Annotated in this window: 3 protein-coding genes; 1 reads left to right on the top strand and 2 read right to left on the bottom strand. The window is 74.0% G+C overall.

Going from position 1 to position 23851, the window contains the following annotated elements:
• The first annotated feature begins 45 nt into the window (after nucleotides 1-45).
• Complete coding sequence (locus OG562_RS43385; RefSeq protein ID WP_266408051.1) at nucleotides 46-1116, top strand: iron-siderophore ABC transporter substrate-binding protein; 1071 nt, start codon at nucleotides 46-48, stop codon at nucleotides 1114-1116.
• A 53-nt stretch (nucleotides 1117-1169) separates the two neighbouring features.
• Here OG562_RS43385 and OG562_RS43380 read toward each other — a convergent pair whose 3' ends face one another.
• Both OG562_RS43380 and OG562_RS43375 read right to left on the bottom strand, forming a co-directional pair.
• On the bottom strand, nucleotides 1170-1373 hold the full coding sequence (locus OG562_RS43380) for an MbtH family protein (RefSeq protein WP_266408049.1): 204 nt from the start codon (nucleotides 1371-1373) through the stop codon (nucleotides 1170-1172).
• Nucleotides 1374-1517: 144 nt separating this feature from the next.
• Nucleotides 1518-23636, bottom strand: coding sequence for a non-ribosomal peptide synthase/polyketide synthase (locus OG562_RS43375; RefSeq protein WP_266408047.1), 22119 nt, complete (start codon nucleotides 23634-23636; stop codon nucleotides 1518-1520).
• Nucleotides 23637-23851 lie beyond the last annotated feature (215 nt).

Here is a 23851-nt window from a genome sequence, read left to right as displayed (position 1 = left end):
GCCACCCCCCGCCGAACCCACCGCGACGAACAGAAGGAACACCCGATGCCCCGCGCCACCAGAGCCTCCCGGCTGTCCGGCCTGCTCGCCTCCGTACTCCTGCTGGCCGTCACGGCGGTCGGCTGCGGCTCCTCCGACTCCGACTCGTCCTCCTCCGGCGCGTCGGGGAAGGAGGCGTCGTCCGCCGCCGGCGCCTACCCCGTGACGCTCGACCACAAGTTCGGCAGTACGACGATCAAGTCCGAGCCTCAGCGGATCGTCACCGTCGGCCTCACCGACCAGGACGCCGTCCTCGCCCTGGGCAAGGTGCCGGTCGGCACGACCGAGTGGCTGGGCGGCTACAAGGGCGCCATCGGTCCGTGGGCCGAGGACAAGCTGGGCGGAGCGGCGGCACCGACTGTCCTGAAGGACACCGGCACCGGCCCCCAGGTGGAGAAGATCGCCGCCCTGAAGCCCGATCTGATCCTCGCCGTCTACTCGGGGCTGACCAAGGCCCAGTACGAGAGCCTGTCGAAGTTCGCGCCGGTCGTGGCCCAGCCGAAGGCGTACAACGACTACGGCGTGCCGTGGCAGCAGCAGACCGAGGAGATCGGCAAGGCGCTCGGCAAGGAGACCGAGGCCAAGACGCTGGTGTCCGGCGTCGAGGACAAGTTCGCCGCGGCGAAGAAGGCCAACCCGGCCTTCGCGGGGGCCACGGCGGTCATGGCGACCCCGTACGAGGGCACGTTCGTCTACGGCAGCCAGGACCCGCGCTCCCGGTTCCTGTCCGACCTCGGCTTCTCCCTGCCCAAGGACCTCGACAAGGTGATCGGGGACCAGTTCGGCGCCAACATCAGCAAGGAGCGCTTCGACCTGCTCGACCAGGACGTCGACGTCTGGATCGTGCCGGACCTGACCACGGCGGTCACCAAGCTGCACAGTGACAAGCTCTACTCCGACCTGAACGTGGTGAAGCAGGGCCGCGAGGTCTTCATCCAGGAGACCAGCGACTACGGCAACGCCGTGTCTCTGTCGACCGTGTTGAGCATCCCCTACGTCCTGGACCGCATCGTGCCGCAGCTCGCGGCGGCGGTGGACGGCAAGACCGCGACGAAGGTGGAGCAGCCGGCGTCCTGAACCATACGAATGGGGGGCGGGTCCGCATACGGACCCGCCCCCCATTCGTGTTCTCAGACCCTGTCGACGAGGCTCTTGGGCCGCATGTCCGTCCAGTTGGTCTCGATGTGGTCCAGGCACTCCTGCCGGGCAGCCGGGCCGTGCGCGACCGTCCAGCCGGCCGGGACGTCCACGAAGTCGGGCCACAGGCTGTACTGGCCCTCGTCGTTGACGAGAACGGAGTAGACGCCGTCGGGGTTCTCGAACGGGTTGCTCATGTCGTGGGTCCTTGCCTCTCTGATGTGACTGATCTGATCTCGTGGGTCAGTGCGAGCGGGTCGGTGCGAGCGGGTCGGTGCGAGTGAGTCGGTGCGAGTGAGTCGGTGCGAGTGAGTCGGTGCGAGTGGGTAAGTCCGGTTCGGTCAGCGCCTGTTCAGGGCGGTCGCGCGCCGTACCAGCGCCTCCAGCGCCCGGAACCAGGTGTGCGCCAGGTCCTGTACCGCGTCCTCGGCGAGGAGTTCGGCGGCGTACGCCCAGTGGGCGCTGAGTTCCGGTCCCTCGGGGCGGTCCTCGGTGAGGGCGTTGAGGGTCAGGGCGTGGGAGATCGGCATGCCGGGGTCGGCGTCGAGGTCGGCGGCGTCGCCCTCGGCGGCGTAGGACCAGTCGGCGGCCTCCGGGTGGTCGAAGCGGCCCATGTAGTTGAACTCGATCTGAGGCTCGCCGAGTCGAGCGAGACGCGGGCCGGTCGCGGGGTTGAGGTGGCGGAGCAGGCCGTGGCCGATGCCGGCCGTGGGCAGCGCGGTGAGGTGGGCGCGGATCCGGGCCAGGGCCGCGTCCAGCGCGGGGCCGCCCGCGAAGGCGTCCACCGGGTCGGCGTCGCCCGGGTCGAGCCGTACGGGCACGACGCTGGTGAACCAGCCGACCGTACGGGACAGATCGGCGTCGCCCGCGAGCTCCTCCTCGCGGCCGTGCCCCTCCAGGTCGACCAGGACCGGGCCGCCCGGCCGATCCGCGCCCGGCATCCGGGCCCGCCAGTCGCCGACGGCGAGGGCGAACGCGGTGAGCAGGACGTCGTTGACGGTGGCGCCGAAGGCCGCCGGGACCCGGCTCAGCAGGGGGCCGGTGAGGTCGGCTGGCAGGGTCAGGGAGAGGTAGCGGGTGGTGGCGACGGTGTCCCGGGCGGGGTCGAGCGGACGGGCCAGGGGGAGGTCGGCGCCCTCGGCGAGGGCGGAGGTCCACCACGGCAGCTCGTCCTCGGCCACGGGATCGGCGGCCCGGATCCCGAGCAGCCGCGACCAGCGGGCGAACGACAGCTCCACGGGGGCGAGTTCGGGTGTACGTCCGTCCCGGACCGCTTCCCAGGCGGCGGCCAGGTCGGGCAGCAGGACGCGCCAGGAGACGCCGTCGATCACCAGGTGATGGACGAGGATCAGCAGCCGGCCGGGGTGTCCGGGTCCGGCGTCGAACCAGACCGCCCGCACCATCGCCCCGGCGACGGGGTCGAGCCCGGCCCGGGCCGTCTCGGCGTGCCGGGAGACCGCGGCGCGCAGTCCGGCCTCGTCCGCGCCCCGCACGTCGACCCGGGTGACCCAGCCCCTGACGTCGGTGTCCCGCGCCGGGGGAACCCGCAGGGTCTGCTCCGGGTCGCGGACGAGACGGGCGCGGAGCATGTCGTGCCGGTCGGCGAGCGCCTCGAGCACGGCCAGCAGTCCGGGCTCGGTCAGGTCGGCCGGGGTGCGGACCAGGGCCGCCTGGTGGTAGGCGGCGACGGGGCCGCCGCGGTCCAGCAGCGCGCGCATGATCGGGGTGAGCGGTACCGCGCCGGTGCCGTCGTCGTGGGCGGCGTGCCGTTCGTCGGCGCCGAGCGGGACGGCGACGGCGGCCAGGGCGGCGACGGTGCGGTGCTGGAAGACCTGCCGGGGGGTGACCCGCAGGCCGCCGGCACGGGCCCGGGCGACCAGTTGCATGGCGACGATGCTGTCGCCGCCGAAGGAGAAGAAGTCGTCGTCCGTGCCGACCGCCGCCGCGGGCAGGCCGAGGGCGTCCGCGAACAGGTCGCGCAGGGTGCGCTCGGTGTCGTTCTCCGGGGCCCGTCCGCCGCCTGCCGCGGTGAAGTCCGGGGCGGGCAGGGCGGCCCGGTCGAGCTTGCCGTTGGACATCAGCGGCAGCCGGTCCAGGACCACCACGGCCGCCGGGACCATGTAGTCGGGCAGCGCGGCGGCGGCATGGGCGCGCAGGGCGGCCGCGTCCCGCGGGCCGCCGGCCGCACTGCCACCGTCCTCCCTGCCGCCCACCTCCGCACCGCCGTCCTCGGTTCCGCCGTCCTGGACGACCGCGTACGCGATGAGCTGCCGTACGCCGGGCCGGTGCTCGCGGGCCACGACGACCGTCTGCGCGACGGCCGGGTGGGTGTCCAACGCGGCCTCGATCTCGGCGAGTTCGACCCGGTAGCCGCGGATCTTGACCTGGTCGTCGGTGCGCCCGGCGAACTCCAGCAGGCCGTCCTCGGTCCAGCGGGCCAGGTCGCCGGTGCGGTACATGCGGGCGCCGGGCTCGTTGGCGTACGGGTCGGCGACGAACCGTTCGGCGGTGAGCTCGGGCCGGCCGAGGTAGCCGCGGGCCAGGCCCGGTCCGGACAGGTACAGCTCGCCGGTGACGCCGGGCGGGACCGGGCGCAGGGCGGTGTCGAGGACATAGGCGCGGGACTCGTGGACCGGGCGTCCGACGACCGGGGTGGCGCTGTCGCGGACCCGGCCGACGAGCGCGTCGACGGTGGCCTCGGTGGGGCCGTACAGGTTGAACGCCTCGGTGTGCGGCAGCGCGGCCAGCCGTGCCCACAGGGCGTCGGGCACGGCCTCGCCGCCGAAACCGACCACGGAGAGCGGGCAGTCGCCGTCGGGGGCGATCAGGCCGCTGTCCGCCATCTGGGCCAGCAGGGACGGGGTCACCTCGATGAAGTCGATGCCACGGTCGCGGATGAAGGCGGCGAGGAGTTCGGGGTCGCGTCGGGTGTCGTCGTCCGCGATGTGCAGGGCGTGCCCGTCCAGCAGCCACAGCTGTGGCTGCCAGGAGGCGTCGAAGGAGAACGACCAGGCGTGGCCGACGCGCAGATGCCGGCGTCCGGTGCGCCGCCGGGCCACTTCGTGCAGGTCGTGCCGGTGGCTGTGGAAGAGGTTGGCGACACCGCGCTGGGTGACGACGACCCCCTTGGGGCGGCCGGTGGAGCCGGAGGTGTAGATGACGTAGGCGGGATGGTCGGGGCCGGGTGCGGTCGGCTCCGCCTCCGGCAGGCCGTCGGTCGGGGCGTCGAGGCGCAGGACGGGCACGTCGGTGGCGGGCAGTGCGGCGGCCGTCTCCCCCGTGGCCAGGATCAGCGCCGGGCGGGCGTCGTCGAGCATGCCGGTCAGCCGGGAGTCGGGCAGGTCGGGGTCGAGGGGGAGATAGGCGGCGCCCGCCTTCATCACGGCGAGGATCGCGGCGATGTGGTCGGCGGTGCGGGGCAGCGCGAGGGCCACGATCCGCTCGGGTCCGACGCCGTGTCCGGCGAGGGTGCGCGCCAACCGGCCGGTCCGGGCGTCGAGTTCGGCGAACGTCCAGGTCGTGCGGCCGTCGGTGACGGCGACCGCGTCGGGGCTCGCGGCGGCCTGCGCGGCGAACAACGCGGGCACGGTGCCCAGGCGTTCGGTCTCCGGCGCGGGCAGCGCGGTGTCGTTCCAGGTCTCCAGGACCGTGTGCCGGTCGGCGGGGCCGAGGAGGTCGAGGCGGCCGACGGGGCGGTCGGGGTCGGCCGCCATGCCCGCGAGGAGGGCGGTCAGGGCGTCGGTGATCCGTCGTACGACGGCCGGTTCGAACAGGTCGGGGCGGAACTCGGCGGTCAGCCGCAGTCGTTCGGCGGGCTCGACCGCCCAGGCGAACGGATAGTGGGTGGAGTCCTCGTGGTCGAGGACGGTGACACGCGGCCCGTCGCCGTCCTCGTCGGCGTCGGCCACCGGGTAGGACTCGAACACCACCAGTGTGTCGAAGAGTTCGCCGAGTCCGGCGGCCCGCTGGATGTCGGCGAGGCCGAGGTGCTGGTGGGCGATGAGCCGGGACTGCTCGTCCTGGAGCCGCTCCAGCAGCGCGGCCGTGCTCTCCTGCGGACGGACCCGCACCCGCACCGGCACGGTGTTGATGAACAGGCCGATCATCGACTCGGCCCCCGCCAGCTCGGGCGACCGACCGGCGACGGTGGCGCCGAACACCACGTCCTCCCGTCCGGTGAGCCGGCCGAGGAGGACACCCCAGGCGGCCTGGACGAGGGTGTTGAGGGTGACGCCCCGGCGCCGGGCGAACGCCTCCAGCTCCGCCGTGCGTCGGGCGTCCAGTTCCACGGTGTGGGTGTGCGGCACGACGGCGGCGCGGTCGGGGTCGGCGGGGGCGAGCCGGGTGGGCTCGGCGAGACCGCCGAGGGCCTCGGCCCACGCGGCGGCCGACGCGGCCGGGTCCTGGGCGGCCAGCAGCCGCAGGTGCTCACGGTAGGGGGCGGCTGCGGCCGGGGTGCGGCCCTCGTAGCGCGCCCACAGTTCGGCGGTGAGCAGGGGCAGCGACCAGCCGTCCAGCAGAAGGTGCTGGTGCGAGAGCACGAGCCGGTGCCGGTCCGGACCGAGCCGGGCCAGCAACAGCCTGAGCAGCGGCGGGCGTTCGGGATCGAAGCGGCGACGCTCCTGGCCGAGCAGCCGGTTCCACGCCTCGGGGCCGGCGTCCGGGCCGGCGTCCGGGCCGGCGAGGTCGAGCTGCCGCCAGGGCAGTACGGCCGTGCGCGGTACGACGGCGACGGGACGTCCGGAGGACAGGTGCCGGAAGCCGCTGCGCAGGTTCTCGTGCGCGTCGAGCACGGCCTGTGCGGCGGCGCGCAGCCGGTCGGCGTCCAGCGGGCCGTCGAGGTCGTAGGAGACCTGGACGGTGTACACGTCCGGTCCGTCGTCGCCGGAGTCGAGGGCGGCGTGGAAGAGCAGGCCGGCCTGGAGGGGGGAGACGGGCAGGACCTCGGTCCCGGCGGGCAGGGCGGCGAGTTCGGCGCGCTCGTCGGCGGTGAGGTCGAGCGGGACGGCGTCGTCGGCCCGGCCGTGGGAGGCGGGGGCGGTCGCGGTGATGGCGGTCGTGGTGGCGGCCACAGCGGCGAGCCCGGCCGCCGACTTGTGCCGGAACACGTCACGCGGGCTGAACGCGAGCCCGGCGGCGCGGGCGCGGGCGACCAGCTGCATGGCGACGATGCTGTCCCCGCCGAGGGAGAAGAAGTCGTCCTCGACACCGACCCGTTCGAGGCCGAGGACGTCGGCGACGAGGGCGCAGAGGGTGTCCTCCAGCGGCGTGCGCGGGCGGGTGTCGGCGGTGACCTCGGCGGCGAAGTCGGGGGCGGGCAGGGCTCGGCGGTCCAGTTTGCCGTTGGGGGTGAGCGGGAGGGCGTCGAGGGTGACCACGGCGGCCGGGACCATGTGGTCGGGCAGCGATCGGGCGGCGTGGGCGCGCAGTGCGGCGGAGTCGCATGCACCGTCCCCGCCGGGGCCGGCCGGCACGACGTACGCGACGAGCCGTTCGTCCCGCAGGACGACGGTGGTGTGGGCGACGCTCGGGTGGGCGGTGAGTACGGCCTCGATCTCGCCGAGTTCGATGCGGAAGCCGCGCAGCTTGACCTGGTCGTCGGTGCGGCCCAGGTACTCCAGGGCGCCGCCCCGGGTCCAGCGGGCCAGGTCTCCGGTGCGGTACATACGGGCGCCGGGCTCGGCGGCGTACGGGTCGGCGACGAACCGTTCGGCGGTCAGGCCGGGGCGGTCCAGATAGCCGCGCGCCAACTGGAGTCCGGCCAGGTACAGTTCGCCGGCCACGCCGGGCGGGACCGGGCGGAGCTCGGCGTCGAGTAGGTAGGTGCGGGTGTTCCACACCGGGCGGCCGATCGGCACGGTGGCCGGGTCGGCGGGCACCTCGTGGGCGGTGACGTCGACGGACGCCTCCGTGGGCCCGTACAGGTTGTGCAGTCGGCTGCCGGGGAGGACCCGGTGGAAGCGGGCGGCCAGCGGGGCGGGCAACGCCTCGCCGCTGCACATCACTTGGCGCAGTCCGGTGCACCGGGCGGCGGCGGGCTCGTCGAGGAAGACACGCAGCATCGACGGCACGAAGTGGGCCGTGGTGATGTGCTGACGCACGATCAGATCGGCCAGGTAGGCCGGGTCCTGATGGCCTTCGGGGCGGGCCACGACCAGGGTGGCTCCGGTGATCAGCGGCCAGAAGAACTCCCACACCGACACGTCGAACCCGGCCGGGGTCTTCTGCAGCACCCGGTCGCCGCAGCCGAGCCGGTAGACGTCCTGCATCCACAGCAGGCGGTTGACGATGCCCTGGTGGGGGACGGTGACGCCCTTGGGGCGGCCGGTGGAGCCGGAGGTGTAGATGACGTACGCGGGGTGGCGGGGGTCGTGCACGGCGGGCAGGGGGGCGTGCGCCGGACGCGCGGGGGCCCCGTCGGCGTCCACCGTGAGGGTGGGCACGTCGGTGTCCGGGAGCGGGACGCCCTCGGCGGTGATCAGGCAGACCGGGCGGGCGTCGGCGAGCGTGTACGCGAGGCGGTCCGCCGGGTAGCCGGTGTCGAGGGGCAGGTAGGCGGCTCCCGCACGGTGAACGGCGAGCAGGGACACCACGAGGGCGAGGGATCGGGGCAGGGCTACGGCGACGACGGCTTCGGCCTTCGCCCCGTGCGCGGCGAGGGTGTGGGCGAGGCGCTCCACCCTCAGGTCGAGTTCGGCGTAGGTGAGGGCGGTGTCCTCGAAGACGAGCGCCGTGGCCTCGGGGGTGCGGGCGACCTGGGCGCGCAGCAGCTCGGGCAGCGTGAGGTCGGGGACGGTCCGTGCGGTGTCGTTCCACTCGGTGAGGACGAGGGCGCGTTCGTCGTCGCGCAGGACGTCGAGCGTGCCAACGCGCCGGCCGGGGTCGGCGGCGACCTGGCCCAGCAGCAGGTCAAGCCGCTGGGCGAGGAGTTCGGCGGTCGACTCGTCGAAGAGGTCGGCGCTGTACTCGATCCAGCACTCCATGCCGTCCTCGCCCTGCTCGACGAAGTCGAAGCTGAGGTCGAACTTGGATCCCTGCTGGCCGAGTTGCTCCCGGCGGGCGGTCAGGCCGGGCAGGGCGGGGGTGGAGCCGGCGTCGTCGAGGTGCACGACCATCACCTGGAACAGCGGGTGCCGGGCCAGCGAGCGGGCCGGGTTGACGGCCTCCACCAGGCGCTCGAAGGGCAGGTCCTGGTGCTCGTAGGCGGCGAGGTCGGTCTCCCGGACGCGGCCGAGCAGGTCGGCGAAGGTGGGGTCGCCGGACAGGTCCGTGCGCAGGACGAGGGTGTTGACGAAGAAGCCGACCAGGTCTTCGAGCTGTTCGTCGGCCCGTCCGGAGATCGGCGCGCCGAGCGGGATGTCGTCTCCCGCGCCGAGCCGGTGCAGCAGCGCGGCGACGGCGGCCTGCGCGACCATGAACATGCTGACGCCGTGGCGGCGGGCCAGCGCGCGCAGCTCACGCGTCCGTCCGGCGTCGAGCGTCAGCCCGACGGCACCGCCCCGGTGGCTGCCCTCCAGCGGCCGGGGGCGGTCGGCGGGCAGCGCGAGTTCGTCCGGCAGATCCGCCAACGCGCGCTGCCAGTAGGAGAGTTGGCGGAAATGGCGGCTGTCCGGGGCCTCGGGGTCGCCGAGCGCCTCGCGGTGCCAGAGGGCGTAGTCGGCGTACTGCACCGGCAGCGGGGCCCATGCGGGCGGGCGGCCCTCGCGGCGGGCCTCGTAGGCGGTGGCCAGGTCCCGCCACAGGGGGCCGTCGGACCACTGGTCGCCGGCGATGTGGTGCAGCACCAGCAGGAGGACGTGCTCGTCCTCGGCGAGCTCGAACACGTGGGCTCGCAAGGGGAGTTCGCGGTCGATGTCGAAGCCCCGCGCGGCGGCCCCGGCGAGGCGGCCGGGCAGTTCGGTCTCCGTGACCCGGCTGTGGTGGAGGGGCGCCGAGACGTGGTCCAGCACGACCTGGCGGGGGCGGCCGTCCTGCTCGGGGAAGACCGTGCGCAGGCTTTCGTGCCGTACGGCGACGTCGTCCAGCGCGGCGGCCAGCGCGTCCCGGTCGAGCGTGCCGGTCAGCCGCCAGGCCGCCGGGATGTTGTACGTGGACCCCGGCCCCTCGATGCGGTGCAGCAGCCACAGGCGCTGCTGGGCGTAGGACAGCGGGAGTCCGTCGGGCCGGTCGACGGGGACGAGGGCGGGCAGTCCGTCGGTCCGGTCGTCGAGGCGGGCCGCGAGCAGCGCGGGCGTGGTCGCCTCGAAGACGGTACGGACGGTGAGGTCGGCGCCGAGCAGCGCGCGGACGCGGCTGACCAGGCGCATGGCGAGCAGGGAGTGACCGCCGAGGGCGAAGAAGTCGTCGTCGGCGCCGGCCTGTTCGAGGCCGAGGACGTCGGCGAAGAGTCCGGCGAGGATCTCCTCGCGCGGGCTGCGGGGCGGGGCGCCGTCCGTGCCGGTGGCCGTGAAGTCGGGCGCGGGCAGGGCCGCGCGGTCGAGCTTGCCGCTCGGGGTGAGCGGCAGCGCGTCGAGCGGGACGAAGGCCGCGGGGACCATGTGCGCCGGGAGCGCGGCGGCCGTGTGGGCGCGCAGCGCGGTCACGTCCATCTGTCCGGCGGCTGTGCGGGCGTACGACGCGCTCACGTCGACTGGTCCCGGGTCCCCGGCCGGGACCACGTACGCCACCAGGCGCTGCTCCCGGACCACGACGACGGCGTGCGCGACGGACGGGTGTCCGGTCAGCGCGCTCTCGACCTCGCCCGGTTCGACGCGGAAGCCGCGTACCTTCACCTGGTCGTCGGTGCGGCCCAGGTACTCGACGGTCCCGTCGGCGGTCCAGCGGGCCAGGTCGCCGGTGCGGTACATACGGGTGCCCGGCGCGCCGTACGGGTCGGCGACGAACCGCTCCGCGGTGAGTCCGGCCCGGTCGAGGTAGCCGCGCGCGAGCTGGACGCCCGCGAGATACAGCTCGCCCGGGACGCCGGGCGGCGCCGGGCGCAGTCCGGCGTCGAGGACGTAGGTGCGGGTGTTCCACACCGGGCGGCCGATCGGGACGCTGGGCGCGTCGGGTCCGATCTCGGCGGCCGTCACGTCGACCGAGGCCTCCGTCGGCCCGTAGAGGTTGTGCAGTTCGGCGGTCAGGACGTCGTGGAAGCGGTGGGCGACGGCGACGGGCAGGGCCTCGCCGCTGCACATGACCCGGCGCAGGCCGGTGCACTGCGCGGCGGCGGGCTCCTCCAGGAACAGTTGGAGCATGGAGGGCACGAAGTGGACGGTGGTGACGTCCTGTTCGCGGATCAGCCGGGCCAGGTAGGCCGGGTCGCGGTGGCCCTCGGGACGGGCGACGACCAGGGTGGCGCCGGTGATCAGCGGCCAGAAGAACTCCCACACGGACACGTCGAAGCTGGACGGCGTCTTCTGCAACACTCGGTCGGTGGGCGTCAGTTCATACGCCTGCTGCATCCACAGCAGCCGGTTGACGATGCCCTCGTGCGGGACGACTACGCCCTTGGGGCGGCCGGTGGAGCCGGAGGTGTAGATGACGTACGCGGGGTGCGACGGATCGTAGGACGTGGGCAGGTCGCCCTCGGGGCCGGTCGGCAGCGTGTCGCTGACGACGTGCACCGGGCGGGCGTCCTCGACCATGAGGGCGAGGCGCTCCTGCGGGTAGTCCGGGTCGAGGGGCAGGTAGGCGGCTCCTGCGCGGTGGACGGCGAGCAGGGCGACGACGAGTTCGAGTGAGCGCGGGAGCGCGACGGCCACGGTCCGTTCGGGGCCCGCGCCGAGTGCGGCCAGCACGCGTGCCGTGCGCTCCACTTGGGCGTCCAGCTCCGCGTACGTCAGCCGCTGCCCCTCGAAGACGAGCGCCGTGGCCTCGGGGGTGCGAGCCGCCTGGGCGCGGAAGAGTTGGGGCAGGGTGGTGGGCGGGACGGGGTGGTCGGTGGCGTTCCACTCCCCCAGGACCAGTGCGCGTTCGGTGTCCTCCAGGAGGTCGAAGTCCCTTACCGCGCTGTCCGGTTCGGTCGCCGCGCGGTCCAGCAGCCGCGCCATGCGGCCGGCGATCCGTTCGGCCGTCTCATGGTCGAAGAGGTCGGTCGCGTACTCCAGGAGCAGGACGACATGGTCATGGCCAGTCTCGTCGACGAAGGTGAAGTGGAGGTCGAACTTGGCCATGCCGGTGTCCATGTCGAACCACTCGGTCGGCAGGCCCAGGACGTCCGGGTCGCCGTCGGGGCGGTGGTGGTAGCCCAGCATGACCTGGAAGAGCGGGTTGCGGCCGGCCACGCGGGGCGGGTTGACGGCCTCCACGACGCGATCGAAGGGCAGGTCCTGGTACTCGAAGGCGGCGAGGGACGACTCCCGCACCCGGCCCAGCAGCTGCCGGAACGTCAGCTCGTCTCCCGACAGATCGGTGCGCAGCACCAGGGTGTTCACGAAGAAGCCCACCAGGTCGGCGAGGGCCTCGTCGGTGCGGCCGGCGATGGGTGCGCCGAGCGGGATGTCGTCGCCCGCGCCGAGCCGGTGCAGCAGCGCGGCGGTGGCGGCCTGGAACAGCATGAACATGCTGGTCCCGGTGGCTCCCGAGAGGTCGCGCAGGGCGTCGCCGGTGGCGGTGGGCAGCTCCAGGCGGACCTTGCCGCCGTGCCCGGTCGGCTCGGCGGGGCGCGGTCGGTCCGCGGGCAGGGCGAGTTCGTCGGGCAGACCCCGCAAGGCGTCCACCCAGTGGGCGAGTTGGGTTTCGCCGGTCCGGGCGAGCAGCTCGTCCTGCCAGAGGGTGTAGTCGGCGTACTGCACCGGCAGGGGCGCCCACGCGGGCGCCCGTCCCTCGCGGCGGGCCTCGTAGGCGGCGCCGAGGTCGGCGAGGAAGGGACGGTCGGACCACTCGTCGGTGGTGATGTGGTGCAGCACGACGGCCACCACGTGTTCGTCCGCGTCGAGCCGGAACACCTCGCAGCGCAAGGGGAGTTCGACGTCCAGGTCGAAGGGGCGGCGCTGGGCCGCCTCGATGAGCGCGGGCAGCTCGTCCTCCGCGCAGTCGACGACCGTGCAGGCGGGGACCGCCTCGGCGGCCGGGACGATCCGCTGGTACGGCTCGCCCTCGTGCGTCGGGAACACCGTCCGCAGCGACTCGTGCCGCCCGGCGACGTCCCTCAGGGCCGCGCCCAGGGCGTCGGTGTCGAGGCTCCCGCGCAGCCGGAAGACGAGCGGGAAGTTGTAGGCGACACCGCTGCCGGTGATCTCCTCGACCAGCAGGAGCCGGCGCTGGGCGGCCGACAGCGGGATGCGGGCGGGCCGGTCGGCGACGGGGGTGACCGCCGGGCGGGCCGGGCTCGCCTGGTCGGCGCGGCCCGCGAGCAGCGCCGGGGTGGGCGCCTCGAAGAGGTCGCGGATGGCGAGTTCGGCGCCCAGTTCGGTGCGGGCGCGGCTGACCAGCCGGGTGGCGAGCAGTGAGTGGCCGCCCAGGTCGAAGAAGTCGTCCTCCGCACCGACCTCGGGCAGCCCGAGCACCTCGGCGAACAGCCGGCACAGCACCTCTTCCTGCGGGGTGCGCGGGCCGCGTCCGCCGCCGAGGGCGACGGCGGGCTCGGCGTCGGGCAGGGCGCGGACGTCGAGCTTGCCGTTGGCGTTCATGGGCAGGCCGTCGACGGTGACGAAGGCGGCCGGGACCATGTAGTCGGGCAGTTCCCGGCCCAGGTCCTCGCGCAGCCGGCGCACCAGCGCGCTCGCCTCGCGGGCGGCGGTGGGGTCGTTGGCGTAGGGGTGGGCGCCGCCGCCGGGGCGGAACAGGCCGCCGGTCAGGCGCGGTTCGGTGGACCTCAGGAACACGGCGTCGTAGGTCCCCGCCTCCTGCGACCAGGTCGTCAGCACCCGGTATCCGGCCGCCGTGCCCAGCTCGTGCAGGTGCTCGGGGTCGACGCCGCCGTCGGCGGTCCGGCCGTCGGGTATGCCGGTGAAGCGCAGCGCCTCGGGCCGTTGCCCGCGCGGGCGTTCAGCGGTCACGCCGGTCGCCGACCAGGTCCCCCGCAGGAGTTCACCGATCGCCTCGGCCGAGGACCAGTCGCCGCGCAGGAGTTCACCGACGGTGTTGCCGGTGGCCCAGTCGACGGCCGGTGCGTTGTCCAGGCGTACGTCGGGCTCGTCGGCGTAGAGGACGACGTCGTAGCGGTGGCGGCTCAGCTCGTTGTGGTGGTGGGCACGCTTGGTGCGCAGGTCGACGCCGTAGCCGAGGGTGGTGAAGTAGTCCGGGTCGACGAGGAGTTCCTTCTCCAGGCGCAGTCCGCGCTCGACGGCCCGCTCCAGGTCGGCGTCTGCGGTGCCCCGGGCGCGCTGGATCTCGGTGTGGAAGGTGCGGGCCAGGCGCAGGTTGCGCACGTCGCCGACGAACAGGGCGCCGCCGGGCGCGAGCAGGTCCATCGCGCCGCGCAGCACGGCGGTGAGGTGGTCGATGCTCGGGAAGTACTGGATGACGGAGTTGACGACGATCGTGTCGAAGTAGCCGGTGGGCAGACCGCTCAGGTCCTCGGCCGGGCGACAGCGCAGCTCGACCTTGGCGGCCAGCGCGGGGTCGCGCCGCACCTCCTCGCCGATCTTGCGGATGACGGGCGCGGCGAAGTCGGTCGCCCAGTACGCCTCCGCGTCCGGGGCGAGCCGGGACAGCAACAGACCTGAGCCGACGCCGATCTCGAGGATGCGGCGGGGGTGGAGCGCGCCGATGCGGGCGAGGGTGGCCTCGCGCCACTCGTGCATCTCCTCGAAGGGGATGGGCTGTCCGTCGTAGGAGCTGTCCCAGCCGTCGTACTGCTCGGTGAAGACGGCGGTGCCGATCTCCTCGTACTCGTCGGAGTAGATCTCCTGCCACTCCCCGACCTGGGCGGCCTCGGCGGCGGAGCGCTCGGCGGAGTCGGCGCCGGAGGGCACGACGTAGCCGACGAGGCGTTCGTCGCGGACGACCACGGCGGCCTGGGCGACCAGCGGGTGGCGGCTGAGGGCGGTCTCGATCTCGCCGGGTTCGATGCGGTAGCCGCGGATCTTGACCTGGTCGTCGGTGCGGCCGAGGAAGTCGAGGTTGCCGTCGGGGTTGCGCCGCACCAGGTCGCCGGTGCGGTACATGCGCTCGCCGGGCTCGCCGAACGGGTCGGCGACGAAGCGCTCGCCGGTCAGCGCGGGCCGGTCGAGATAGCCGCGGGCCAGACCGATGCCGGCGATGTACAGCTCGCCGGGCACCCCGTCGGGCACCGGGCGCAGCCAGGCGTCGAGGAGGTGGGCGCGGGTGCCCCGGATGGGGCGGCCGACGGTCGGGGTGTCGCTGTCGAGGGTGCCGCCGCCGAGGGTGTTGATGGTGTACTCGGTCGGCCCGTACAGGTTGTAGCCGTACGTCCCCTCGGTGTCGCGCAGGGCTGCCCACACCGTCTCCGGGACGGCCTCGCCGCCGAGCAGCACCAGCGGCGGGACATGGCCCTCCAACAGGCCCTGTTCGATGAGGAGTCGGGCATAGGTGGGGGTGACGTTGACGACGTCGACGCGGTGGCGCTCGCAGTAGGCGACCAGCGCCTCCGCGTCACGGCGCAACTCCTCGTCGCAGACGTGCACTTCGTGGCCCTCGACCAGCCACAGCAGCTCCTCCCACGACATGTCGAAGGCGAAGGACACGGTGTGCGCGATGCGCAGCCGCCGGCCGCCGGCCGAGGCGATGGCGGGCTCGAAGATCTCCTTCTGGTGGTTCAACTGCATGTTCGTCAGGCCCCGGTAGGGGGTGACGACGCCCTTGGGGCGGCCGGTGGAGCCGGAGGTGTAGATGACGTAGGCGGGGTGTTCGAGGCTGAAGCGGAGGCGGACGGGAGCGTCCGGCTGAGCGGCCAACTCCCGCTTGGTCTGCGGGTCGTCGAGCAGGACACGGGGCATGTCGCCGTCCAGCGTGGCGGATACGGCCGTGGTGGTGAGCAGAAGCAGGGGGCGGGCGTCGGCCAGCATCAGGGAGAGGCGGTCGGCCGGGTGGTCCAGCTCCAGCGGCAGATAGGCCGCACCCGTGCGCAGGACCGCGAAGAGGGCGACCACCATGTCGAGGGAGCGCGGCAGGCCGAGGGCGACGACCTTCTCGGGGCCCGCGCCCCGGTCGATCAGCAGCCGGGCCATCCGGTCGACGGCGGCGTCGAGTTCGGCGTACGTCAGGGTCCGCTCGCCGAAGACGAGGGCCCGCGCGTCCGGGGTGCGCCCGGCCTGGGCGGCCAGCAGGTCGGCGACGGTGTCCTCGGGATCGGGAACCCGGCTCGCCGCCGACTCCCGCCGCAGCGCCTCGTGTTCGGCGGGCAGCAGGGCGTCGAGGGAGCCCACCGGCGCCGTGAGGTCGGCGGTGAGGCGGTCGAGGAGCAGCGCGAACCGGTCGAGGAGGGCGCGCGCCCGGTCGACCGGAACGAGGTCGGGTCGGTGGGTGAGGGTGACGGCGATCCGGCGGCCCGGGGTGACGACGAGGTTGGCCGGGTAGTGGGTGGCGTCGACGTTGGCGACGGCCGTCGCGCCGTGCCGGGTGCGCAGGTCCGCCAGCCGCTCCTCGGTGTCGTTGTTGCGCAGCACGAACAGCGTGTCGAAGAGCTTGCGGTGTCCGGTCTCGGCCTGGAGCACACCGAGGCTGAGGTGCTCGTACGGCATGAGGTCGAGACGCTCGCCCTGGATGCGGCGGAGCAGGCCGAGGACCGGCTCGGCGGGTTCGAGGGCGATCCGGGTCGGGACGGTGTTGAGGAAGAGGCCGATGATGTTCCCGACGTCCGGGACCTCGCTGGGCCGGCCCGCGACGGTGGTGCCGAACACGACGTCGGCTCGGCCGGTGGCGGAGGCGAGGGTGAGTCCCCAGGCCGCGTTGAGGAGGGTGTTGAGGGTCAGGCCGTGCGCGGGGCCCACCTCGCGCAGCCGGTCGCCGAGTTCGGCGGACAGGTGTATGTCGAGCTGGTCGGGGATGACCGGTTCGAGACCGTCTGCGGCGGTCGGGGCCAGCAGCGTGGGCTCGTCGAGGCCGGCCAGGGCGGTGCGCCAGGCGGCCGTGGCGACCGAGTCGTCCTGCTGCTCAAGCCAGGTCAGGTAGTCGCGGTAACTGCCGGGTGCGGGCAGGGTGTTCGCGTCGCCGCCCGCCTCGTAGAGCGCGAACAGCTCGTCGAGGAACAGCCAGGCCGACCAGCCGTCCCACAGGATCAGATGGCGGCCGATGACGAGCCGGTCGCCGCGCTCCGCGCCGAGGCGCAGCAGGAGCAGCCGGAAGAGCGGGGGTGCGGACAGGTCGAAGCGCCGGTTGCGCTCGGCGTCCGTCAACTCCCGCAGCAGAACGTCCTGTTCTGCTTCCGGGAGCAGGGAGAGGTCGACCTCTTCGAGCGGGATGTCCGGGTCTTCGACGATGAACTGCACCGGCTGGTCGAGGCCGTCGCTGGTGAAGCCGGCGCGCAGCCCCGGGTTGCGGTCGAGGAGCGTGCGGACGGCGGCGCGCAGGCGGGCGGTGTCGAGTCGGGTGGCGAAGTCGAAGGTCTCGTGGACGGTGTAGACGTCGAGGGCGCCCTCGTCGTAGGCCGAGTGGAAGAACAGGCCCTCCTGGAGGGGGGCCAGCGGCCATACGTCGGCGACGGTCGCCGGGGCGGCCAGGGCGTGGACGCGGGCGTGTTCGGCGTCGGTGAGGGCGAAGGGGGCGGCGGTGTTCGGGGCGGCGGCCGGGGTGACCGACGTGGCGCCGGCCGCGGCCGCGAGGGCGGCGGGCGTGCGGTGGGTGAACACATCGCGCGGGCTCAGGTCCAGGCCGGCCGTGCGGGCCCGGCTGGCGACGCCGATGGAGCTGATGCTGTCGCCGCCGAGCCGGAAGAAGTCGTCGTCGGGGCCGGCGTCCTCGATGCCGAGAACGGCCGCGAAGATCTCGGTGAGCCGACGCTCCAGCGGCCCGGCGGGCTCCCGGCGGACGGCGCGCTCGGCCTCGGGGGCGGGCAGCGCGGCCTGGTCGAGCTTGCCGCTCGGGGTGAGCGGGAGGTCGGCGAGGACGACGTACGCCTCCGGGACCAGGGGCGCGGGCAGCGCCTCCGCGAGGGCGGCGCGCAGCTCTGCGGGGTCGACGTCGGCTCCGGCCGCCGGGACCGCGTAGGCGACGAGCCGCTGGTCGCGGACGACGACCGCGCCTCGGGACACGGCCGGGAGGCGGGTCAGCTCGGCCTCGATCTCGCCGAGTTCGACCCGGTTGCCGCGCAGCTTGACCTGTCGGTCGGTGCGGCCGAGGTAGTCGATCGTGCCGTCGGGACGGCGGCGCACCAGGTCCCCGGTGCGGTACATACGGGCGCCGGGCTCGTCGGCGTACGGGTCGGCCACGAAGCGGTCGGCGGTGAGCGCGGGCCGCCGGTGGTAGCCGCGCGCCAGCTGGACGCCGGTCAGGTACAGCTCGCCGGGCACCCCGGCGGGGACCGGGCGCAGGCAGGAGTCCAGTACGCGCAGGCCGGTGTTCCACACGGGTCGGCCGATGGGCACGGTGGTGTCGGACGCGCCGTCGTAGGCGTGGTACGTCACGTCGACGGCGGCCTCGGTGGGGCCGTACAGGTTGTGCAGGGGGACCCCGGTCAGGTCCCGCCAGCGGCGGGCGGCCGACCCGGACAGGGCCTCGCCGCTGCTGAACACGCGGCGCAGACCGCCCGCCCACGCGGGGTCCGCGGTGACCTCCTCGGAGGCGAGGAACGCCTCCAGCATGGACGGCACGAAGTGCGTCGTCGTCACGCCCTCGGCCCGGATCAGCCGGGCCAGATAGGCGGGGTCGCGGTGCCCGTCCGGAGCGGCGAGGACGACGGCGGCCCCCTCGCACAGGGCCCAGAAGAACTCCCAGACGCTCACGTCGAAGCTGGACGGCGTCTTCTGCAGCACCCGGTCCTCGGCAGTGAGACCGTACGCGCCCTGCATCCATGCCAGCCGGTTGCCGATGGCGCGGTGGGTGACGACGACGCCCTTGGGGCGGCCGGTGGAGCCGGAGGTGTAGATGAGGTAGGCGGGGTCGTCGGGGCGGGCGGGGTCCTGGGCGCCGCAGAACAGGGCCTCGGCGCCCTCGGCGCCCTCCGCGTCCATCCGCAGCACGTCCAGGCCTTCGACCGAGGGAAGCCGTTCGGCGTCCCGTGCCGTCGTGACGACCGTCGTCGCCCCCGAGTCGGCCAGCATGTACGCGAGGCGCTCGGCCGGGTAGTCCAGGTCGAGGGGCAGATAGGCGGCCCCCGACTTCAGGACGCCCAGCAGCGCCACCATCAGCTCCGCGGAACGGGGGACGGCGACGGCGACGAACCGCTCGCGTCCCGCGCCCTCGGCCCGCAGCCGTGCCGCCAACTCTGTCGCCCGCGCGTCGAGTTCGGCGTAGGTCAGGGCCGTGCCGTCGAAGACGACAGCCGTGGCGTCCGGGGTTCGCGCGACCTGTGCGGCGAACGATTCCGCGAGCGTGCCGGCCGGGACCGGTCGGTTCTCCCCCGCCGGGTGGGCGGCGGCCGGCTCGTCCGGGGTGAGCAGGTCGAGGTCGGCGACGCGGGCGCCGGGATCGTCGGCCAGGGCGTGCAGGACGAGGGTGAGCCGGTCGGCGAGGGCCTGGACGGCGTCGGCGTCGAGCCGCCCGGCGTGGTGCTTGAGGCGCAGATCGAGGCGGCGGCCGGGCTTGACGATGAGGGCAAGGGGGTAGTGCACGGCGTCGTGGAAGGCGTGTCCGGCGACGGCGATCGTGCCGGTGACGTCGGTGATGTCCGGGGCGCCTTCGCCGCCGGGGTAGTTCTCGAACACCACGAGGGTGTCGAAGAGTTCGCCGTCGCCCGCGTGGCCGGTGGCGCGCTGGATGTCGGCGAGGCCGAGGTGCTGGTGGTCGAGCAGCGCGCTCTGTTCGTCCTGGAGCCGGTCGAGCAGTGCGCCCAGGGTGTCGCCCGGGGCCCACCGCAGGCGGGTGGGCAGGGTGTTGATGAACAGGCCGATCATCGACTCGATGCCGTCGACGGCGGCGTCGCGTCCGGCGACGGTGGTGCCGAACAGCACGTCCTGACGGCCCGTCATGCGGCCGACGAGCAGGCCCCAGGCGCCCTGGACGAGGGTGCCGAGGGTGACTCCTCGTTCGCGGGCGCGGGCGGCGAGCCGAGAGGTGATCCGCTCGGTCAGCTCGACGCGGATCTGGGCGGGTTCGACGGGTCCGGCGGGCGCCGGGTTCGTCACGAGCCGGGTGGGCTCGTCGACGTCGGCCAGCGCGGTGCGCCAGGCCGCTCGGGCCGCGTCGCGGTCGGCGCCGGCGATCCGGCGAAGGTAGCCGCGGTAGGGGGCGACTTCGGGGAGAGGCGTGGGGTTCTCGCCGTAGAGGGCGAGGAGTTCGCGGTGCAGGACGGGCAGGGACCAGCCGTCCGCGACGATGTGATGGAACGTCAGGACCAGTCGGCTGCGGTCCTCGCCGAAGCGGATGAGGGCGCAGCGGACCAGTGGCGGGCGGGCGAGGTCGAAGCGGTGGGCGCGTTCGTCGGCGGCGACGGCCTCGGCGAGGGTTCGGCGGACCGTCGCGTCGTCCTGCGCGGCCAGGTCGACCTCGCGCCACGGCAGTTCGAGGCCGGACGCGATGAGCTGGACGGGGCGGCCGTCGGGCGTCTGGCGGAAGCAGGCGCGCAGTGGGGCGTGCCGGTCCAGCAGGCGCTGCGCGGCCGTGCGCAGAAGGGTGCCGTCGACCGGGCCGGACAGCTCGACGACCTGCTGCACGACATACGCGTCGAGTTCGGCGCCGTCCACCAGGGCGTGGAAGAAGAAGCCCTCCTGGAGCGGGCCGAGCGGCAGCGCCTCCTCGACGGTGACGGGGAACTCGCCCTGGAGCGAGGTGAGTTCGTCAGAGGTCAGGGTGTGCCAGGGGGTGTCTTCGATGCGATCGGCCGTGCCGGTGCGGGCGACCGTGGCGAGTTCCGCGACCGTGCGGTGCCGGAACACGTCGCGCGGGGTCAGTTCGAGGCCCGACCGGCGGGCGAGGACGAGGAGTTGGACGGCGACGATGCTGTCGCCGCCGAGCGCGAAGAAGTCGTCGTCGACGCTGACCGAGGGCGCCTTGAGCGCCCGTGCGTACAGGTCGCACAGCAGCCGTTCGCGGGCGGTCTCGGGCGCGCGGCCCGCGCTGGTCCGGGTGAGGTCCGGGACCGGCAGCGCGGCGGCGTCGAGCTTGCCGCTCGGCGTGACGGGCAGCCGGTCCAGCGGGACGAACGCGGCCGGGACCATGTAGTCGGGCAGGTACTCGGTGGCGTGCGTCCGCAGGGTCGACATCAGGGCGTTGACGTTGCGGAAGGGCGCGGGGCGGTTGGTGAGCGGGTGACCGGCTCCGGGGCGGTACGGGGCGAGCACCGGCCCGTCCCCCTCGGGGGCGAACACGGCGTCCAGGCTGCCGTCCTCCGCGACCCCGTTCCAGGTCAGCGCCACCTCGTAACCGTGCCGCGCGGCCGTCTCGTACAGGGCCTCGGGATCGACGCCGTACGGTCCGCCGGCCGGCCTGCTGCTGTCGGCGAGGGCGTCGTGCGCGGCGAGGTCGTCGGCGAGACGGGAGTTGGGGATGCCGGTGACGCGCAACCGGTCCGGGCGACCGGCGAGCAGCTCGTCGAGCTCCTGCACCGAACCGAGCGCGGGCCAGGGCGAGTCGGGGGTCTCCTCGGGTGCGTCGGGCCGCGGTCGAAGCACGACGTCGTAGCGGTAGCGGGTGAGTTCGTTGTGGTGCGTGCCGCGCTTGACCCGGATGTCCGCGGTGAGGCCGTCGAGGGTGGTGAAGTAGTCGGGGTCGACGAGGAGTTCGCCCTCCCAGGCGACGGCCCGGTCCACGGCGGCGCGCAGGGCCTCCTTGTCGTCGTCCGCCTCGTCCCCTGCCCGCCCGCTCTCGACGGCCGCGCTCAGGGTGCGCAGCAGCCGCAGGTTGCGCACGTCGCCGACGAACACCGCGCCACCGGGCGCGAGGAGCGCGGCCGCGGCACGGAGTACGCCGGTGAGGTAGTCGCCGCCGGGGAAGTACTGGACGACGGAGTTGACGACGATCGTGTCGAAGTGGCCCTCGGGCAGCCCGGCGAGGTCGTGCGCGGGCCGGGCCAGCAGGGTGACCCGGTCGGCGAGTCCGGGGACGGCGGACACCTGGGCGTCCAGGGCCCGTACGGCCTCCTCGGACAGGTCGGTGCCCCAGTACTGCTCGCAGTCCGGGGCGAGCCGGGACAGCAGCAGGCCGGAGCCGACGCCGATCTCCAGGACGCGCCGGGGCCGCAGCGTGCGGATGCGGTCGAGGGTCGCCTCCCGCCACTCGCGCATGTCCGCGAGGGGGATGGGCAGCCCGTCGTACATGCTGTTCCAGCCGGCGAAGTTCTCCTCGAAGCCCTCCGAACCGGCCGCGGAGTAAAGGAGTTCGTGCAGGTCCTTCCAGTCGGCGACGCCTTCGTCGGGGCTCGCGTCGGCGTCCAGCGAGGGCACTACGTAGGCGGCGAGGCGGCGTTCGCCGGGGCGGTCCTCGCGGACGACGACGGCGGCCTGGTCGACGGCCGGGTGGGAGCGCAGGACGGACTCGATCTCGCCGGGTTCGATGCGGAAGCCGCGGATCTTGACCTGGCTGTCGGCGCGGCCGCGGAACTCCAGTCGTCCGTCGGCCTTCCAGCGCACCAGGTCGCCGGTGCGGTAGAGCCGTTCGCCGGGGGCGCCGAACGGGTCGGCGACGAAGCGTTCGGCGGTCAGGCCGGGGCGGCCGAGGTAGCCGCGGGCCAGTCCGGCGCCGCCGAGGTAGAGCTCTCCCGTGACTCCGGCGGGGACGGGCCGCAGCCGGTCGTCGAGGACGTAGGCGCGGGTGCCGGGGTCGGGCACGCCGATGGGCACGATGGTGCCGGGCGGGGTGTCCGGGTCGCACAGGCCGAGCGTGGAGTTGGTGGTGGCCTCGGTCGGTCCATAGGCGTTGAACATCATCCGGTCGCGCGCGTACCGCCCGACCAGCTCGGGCGAGACCCGCTCGGTGCCCGCCAGCAGGGTTGCCTCGGGCGGGAGTAGCACGTCCTCGGGCAGGGCGGCGAGCAGGGCGGGCGGCAGGATCATGAAGGTGATGCCGTGCTCGTTCGCGTAGTCCGCGAGAGGGGCGCCGGGCACCCGGCGGTCGGCGGGCACGACGACCAGGCGGCCGCCGGAGAGCAGGCCGAGGCACAGGTCCCAGAACGCCACGTCGAAGCTGGGCGAGGCGAACTGCAGGACCCGGCTGTGCGGGCCGATCCCGAAGCGTTCCCGCTGGGTGGCGACCAGTTTGGCGACGCCCGCGTGGGAGAGCACCACGCCCTTGGGGCGGCCGGTGGAGCCGGAGGTGTAGATGACGTACGCCGCGTGCGCGACCGTCAGTTCGGCGGCGACGGACGGGTCCTGGGCGGGGTGCGCGGCGAGTTCGGCGCCCGTGTCCGGGGCGTCGAGGACGAGCGGGTCGGCGCCCGGCAGCAGATCGGGCGGGAGGTCGGACGCGATCTCGGCGGTGGTGACGAGGCAGACCGGCCGGGCGTCGGCCAGCATGTAGGCGATGCGGTCGGCCGGGTAGTCGGTGTCGACGGGCAGATAGGCCGCGCCCGCCTTCAGGACGGCGACCTCCGCGACGATCATGTCGGCCGAGCGCGGCACGGCGAGGGCGACGACCTGCTCGGGGCCGGCGCCCCGGGCCACCAGGGCGTGCGCCAACCGGGCTGCGCGGGCGTCGAGTTCGGCGTAGGTGAGGCGGACGTCCTCGTGGACGAGGGCCACCTCGTGCGGGCGGGCGGCGACCTGGTCGGCGAACATCTGGGGCCAGGTGCGGGCGGGGACGTCGTGCGCGGTGTCGTTCCAGTCGGCCAGGATCAGGCGCCGCTCCTCGTCGCCGAGGAGTTCCAGGTCGGCGACCGGGGCGGCCGGGCGGGCGAGGGCGTCGGCGAGAAGCGTGCGGTAGTGCCCGAGGATCCGGTCGACGGTGTCGGGGCGGAAGAGATCGGTCCGGTAGTCCGCCCGCACCTCCCCGTCGGCCACGGACAGGGCCAGGTCCAGCGGGCCGCCCTCGTCCCAGGGGGCGGCGCCGAAGCCCGTGGCGCACAGCAGTCCGCCGCCGCGGGCTGGTTCGGGGGCGAGCAGCCCCAGCAGGTCGGCGGTCGGCAGTCGATGGGCCTCGGCCTGCGCGCGGACGTCCGCGACCCGTTCGCAGAGGTCGGCGAACGCGGTGCCGCCGTCGACCGCGACGCGCAGCGCAAGCCCCTCGTGAGCCACCGTCACCTCGGTCGCCGCCGTGCCGCCGTAGCGGTGCAGCAGGGCCACGAAGGCGGCGAGCCGGGCCGCCTCGCCCCCGCCGCCGGGCGCGTCGAGCTCGGCCGCGCGCCGGGCGCGTGTCACCGGGGCCTGCGCGCCTTCCGGGCGCGACGGATGGGGGAAGTCCCATGGCAGTGAGGTCTCCGGGGCCGGAGACGCGAACCGCCGCCGCCAGAAGTCGTCCGTCGCCATCGCCTGTGCAGAAGAACGCATGTTGCCCGACACAGCTGCCCGTGCCTCCCATTGCGGTGTGGAACGGCTCAGCGGAGCCGCGACCGCTCGCATAGTAAGGTAAGGATTGCCTAACTTGATAGCCCCCTTCTGTATCCGGCGACCCAGGTCACAGCGGCTGAGGTTATGCTCGCCTAACCTGTCGGCCGGACCGTCCGGTGATCCGCCAACAGGGGTTCCCACAACGGACGATGACC

The organism is Streptomyces sp. NBC_01275, from assembly GCF_026340655.1.
In the GTDB taxonomy this organism is placed as follows: domain Bacteria; phylum Actinomycetota; class Actinomycetes; order Streptomycetales; family Streptomycetaceae; genus Streptomyces.
Note: the sequence above shows the minus strand (reverse complement) of the source record. Positions and strands in the feature narration are given on the sequence as shown.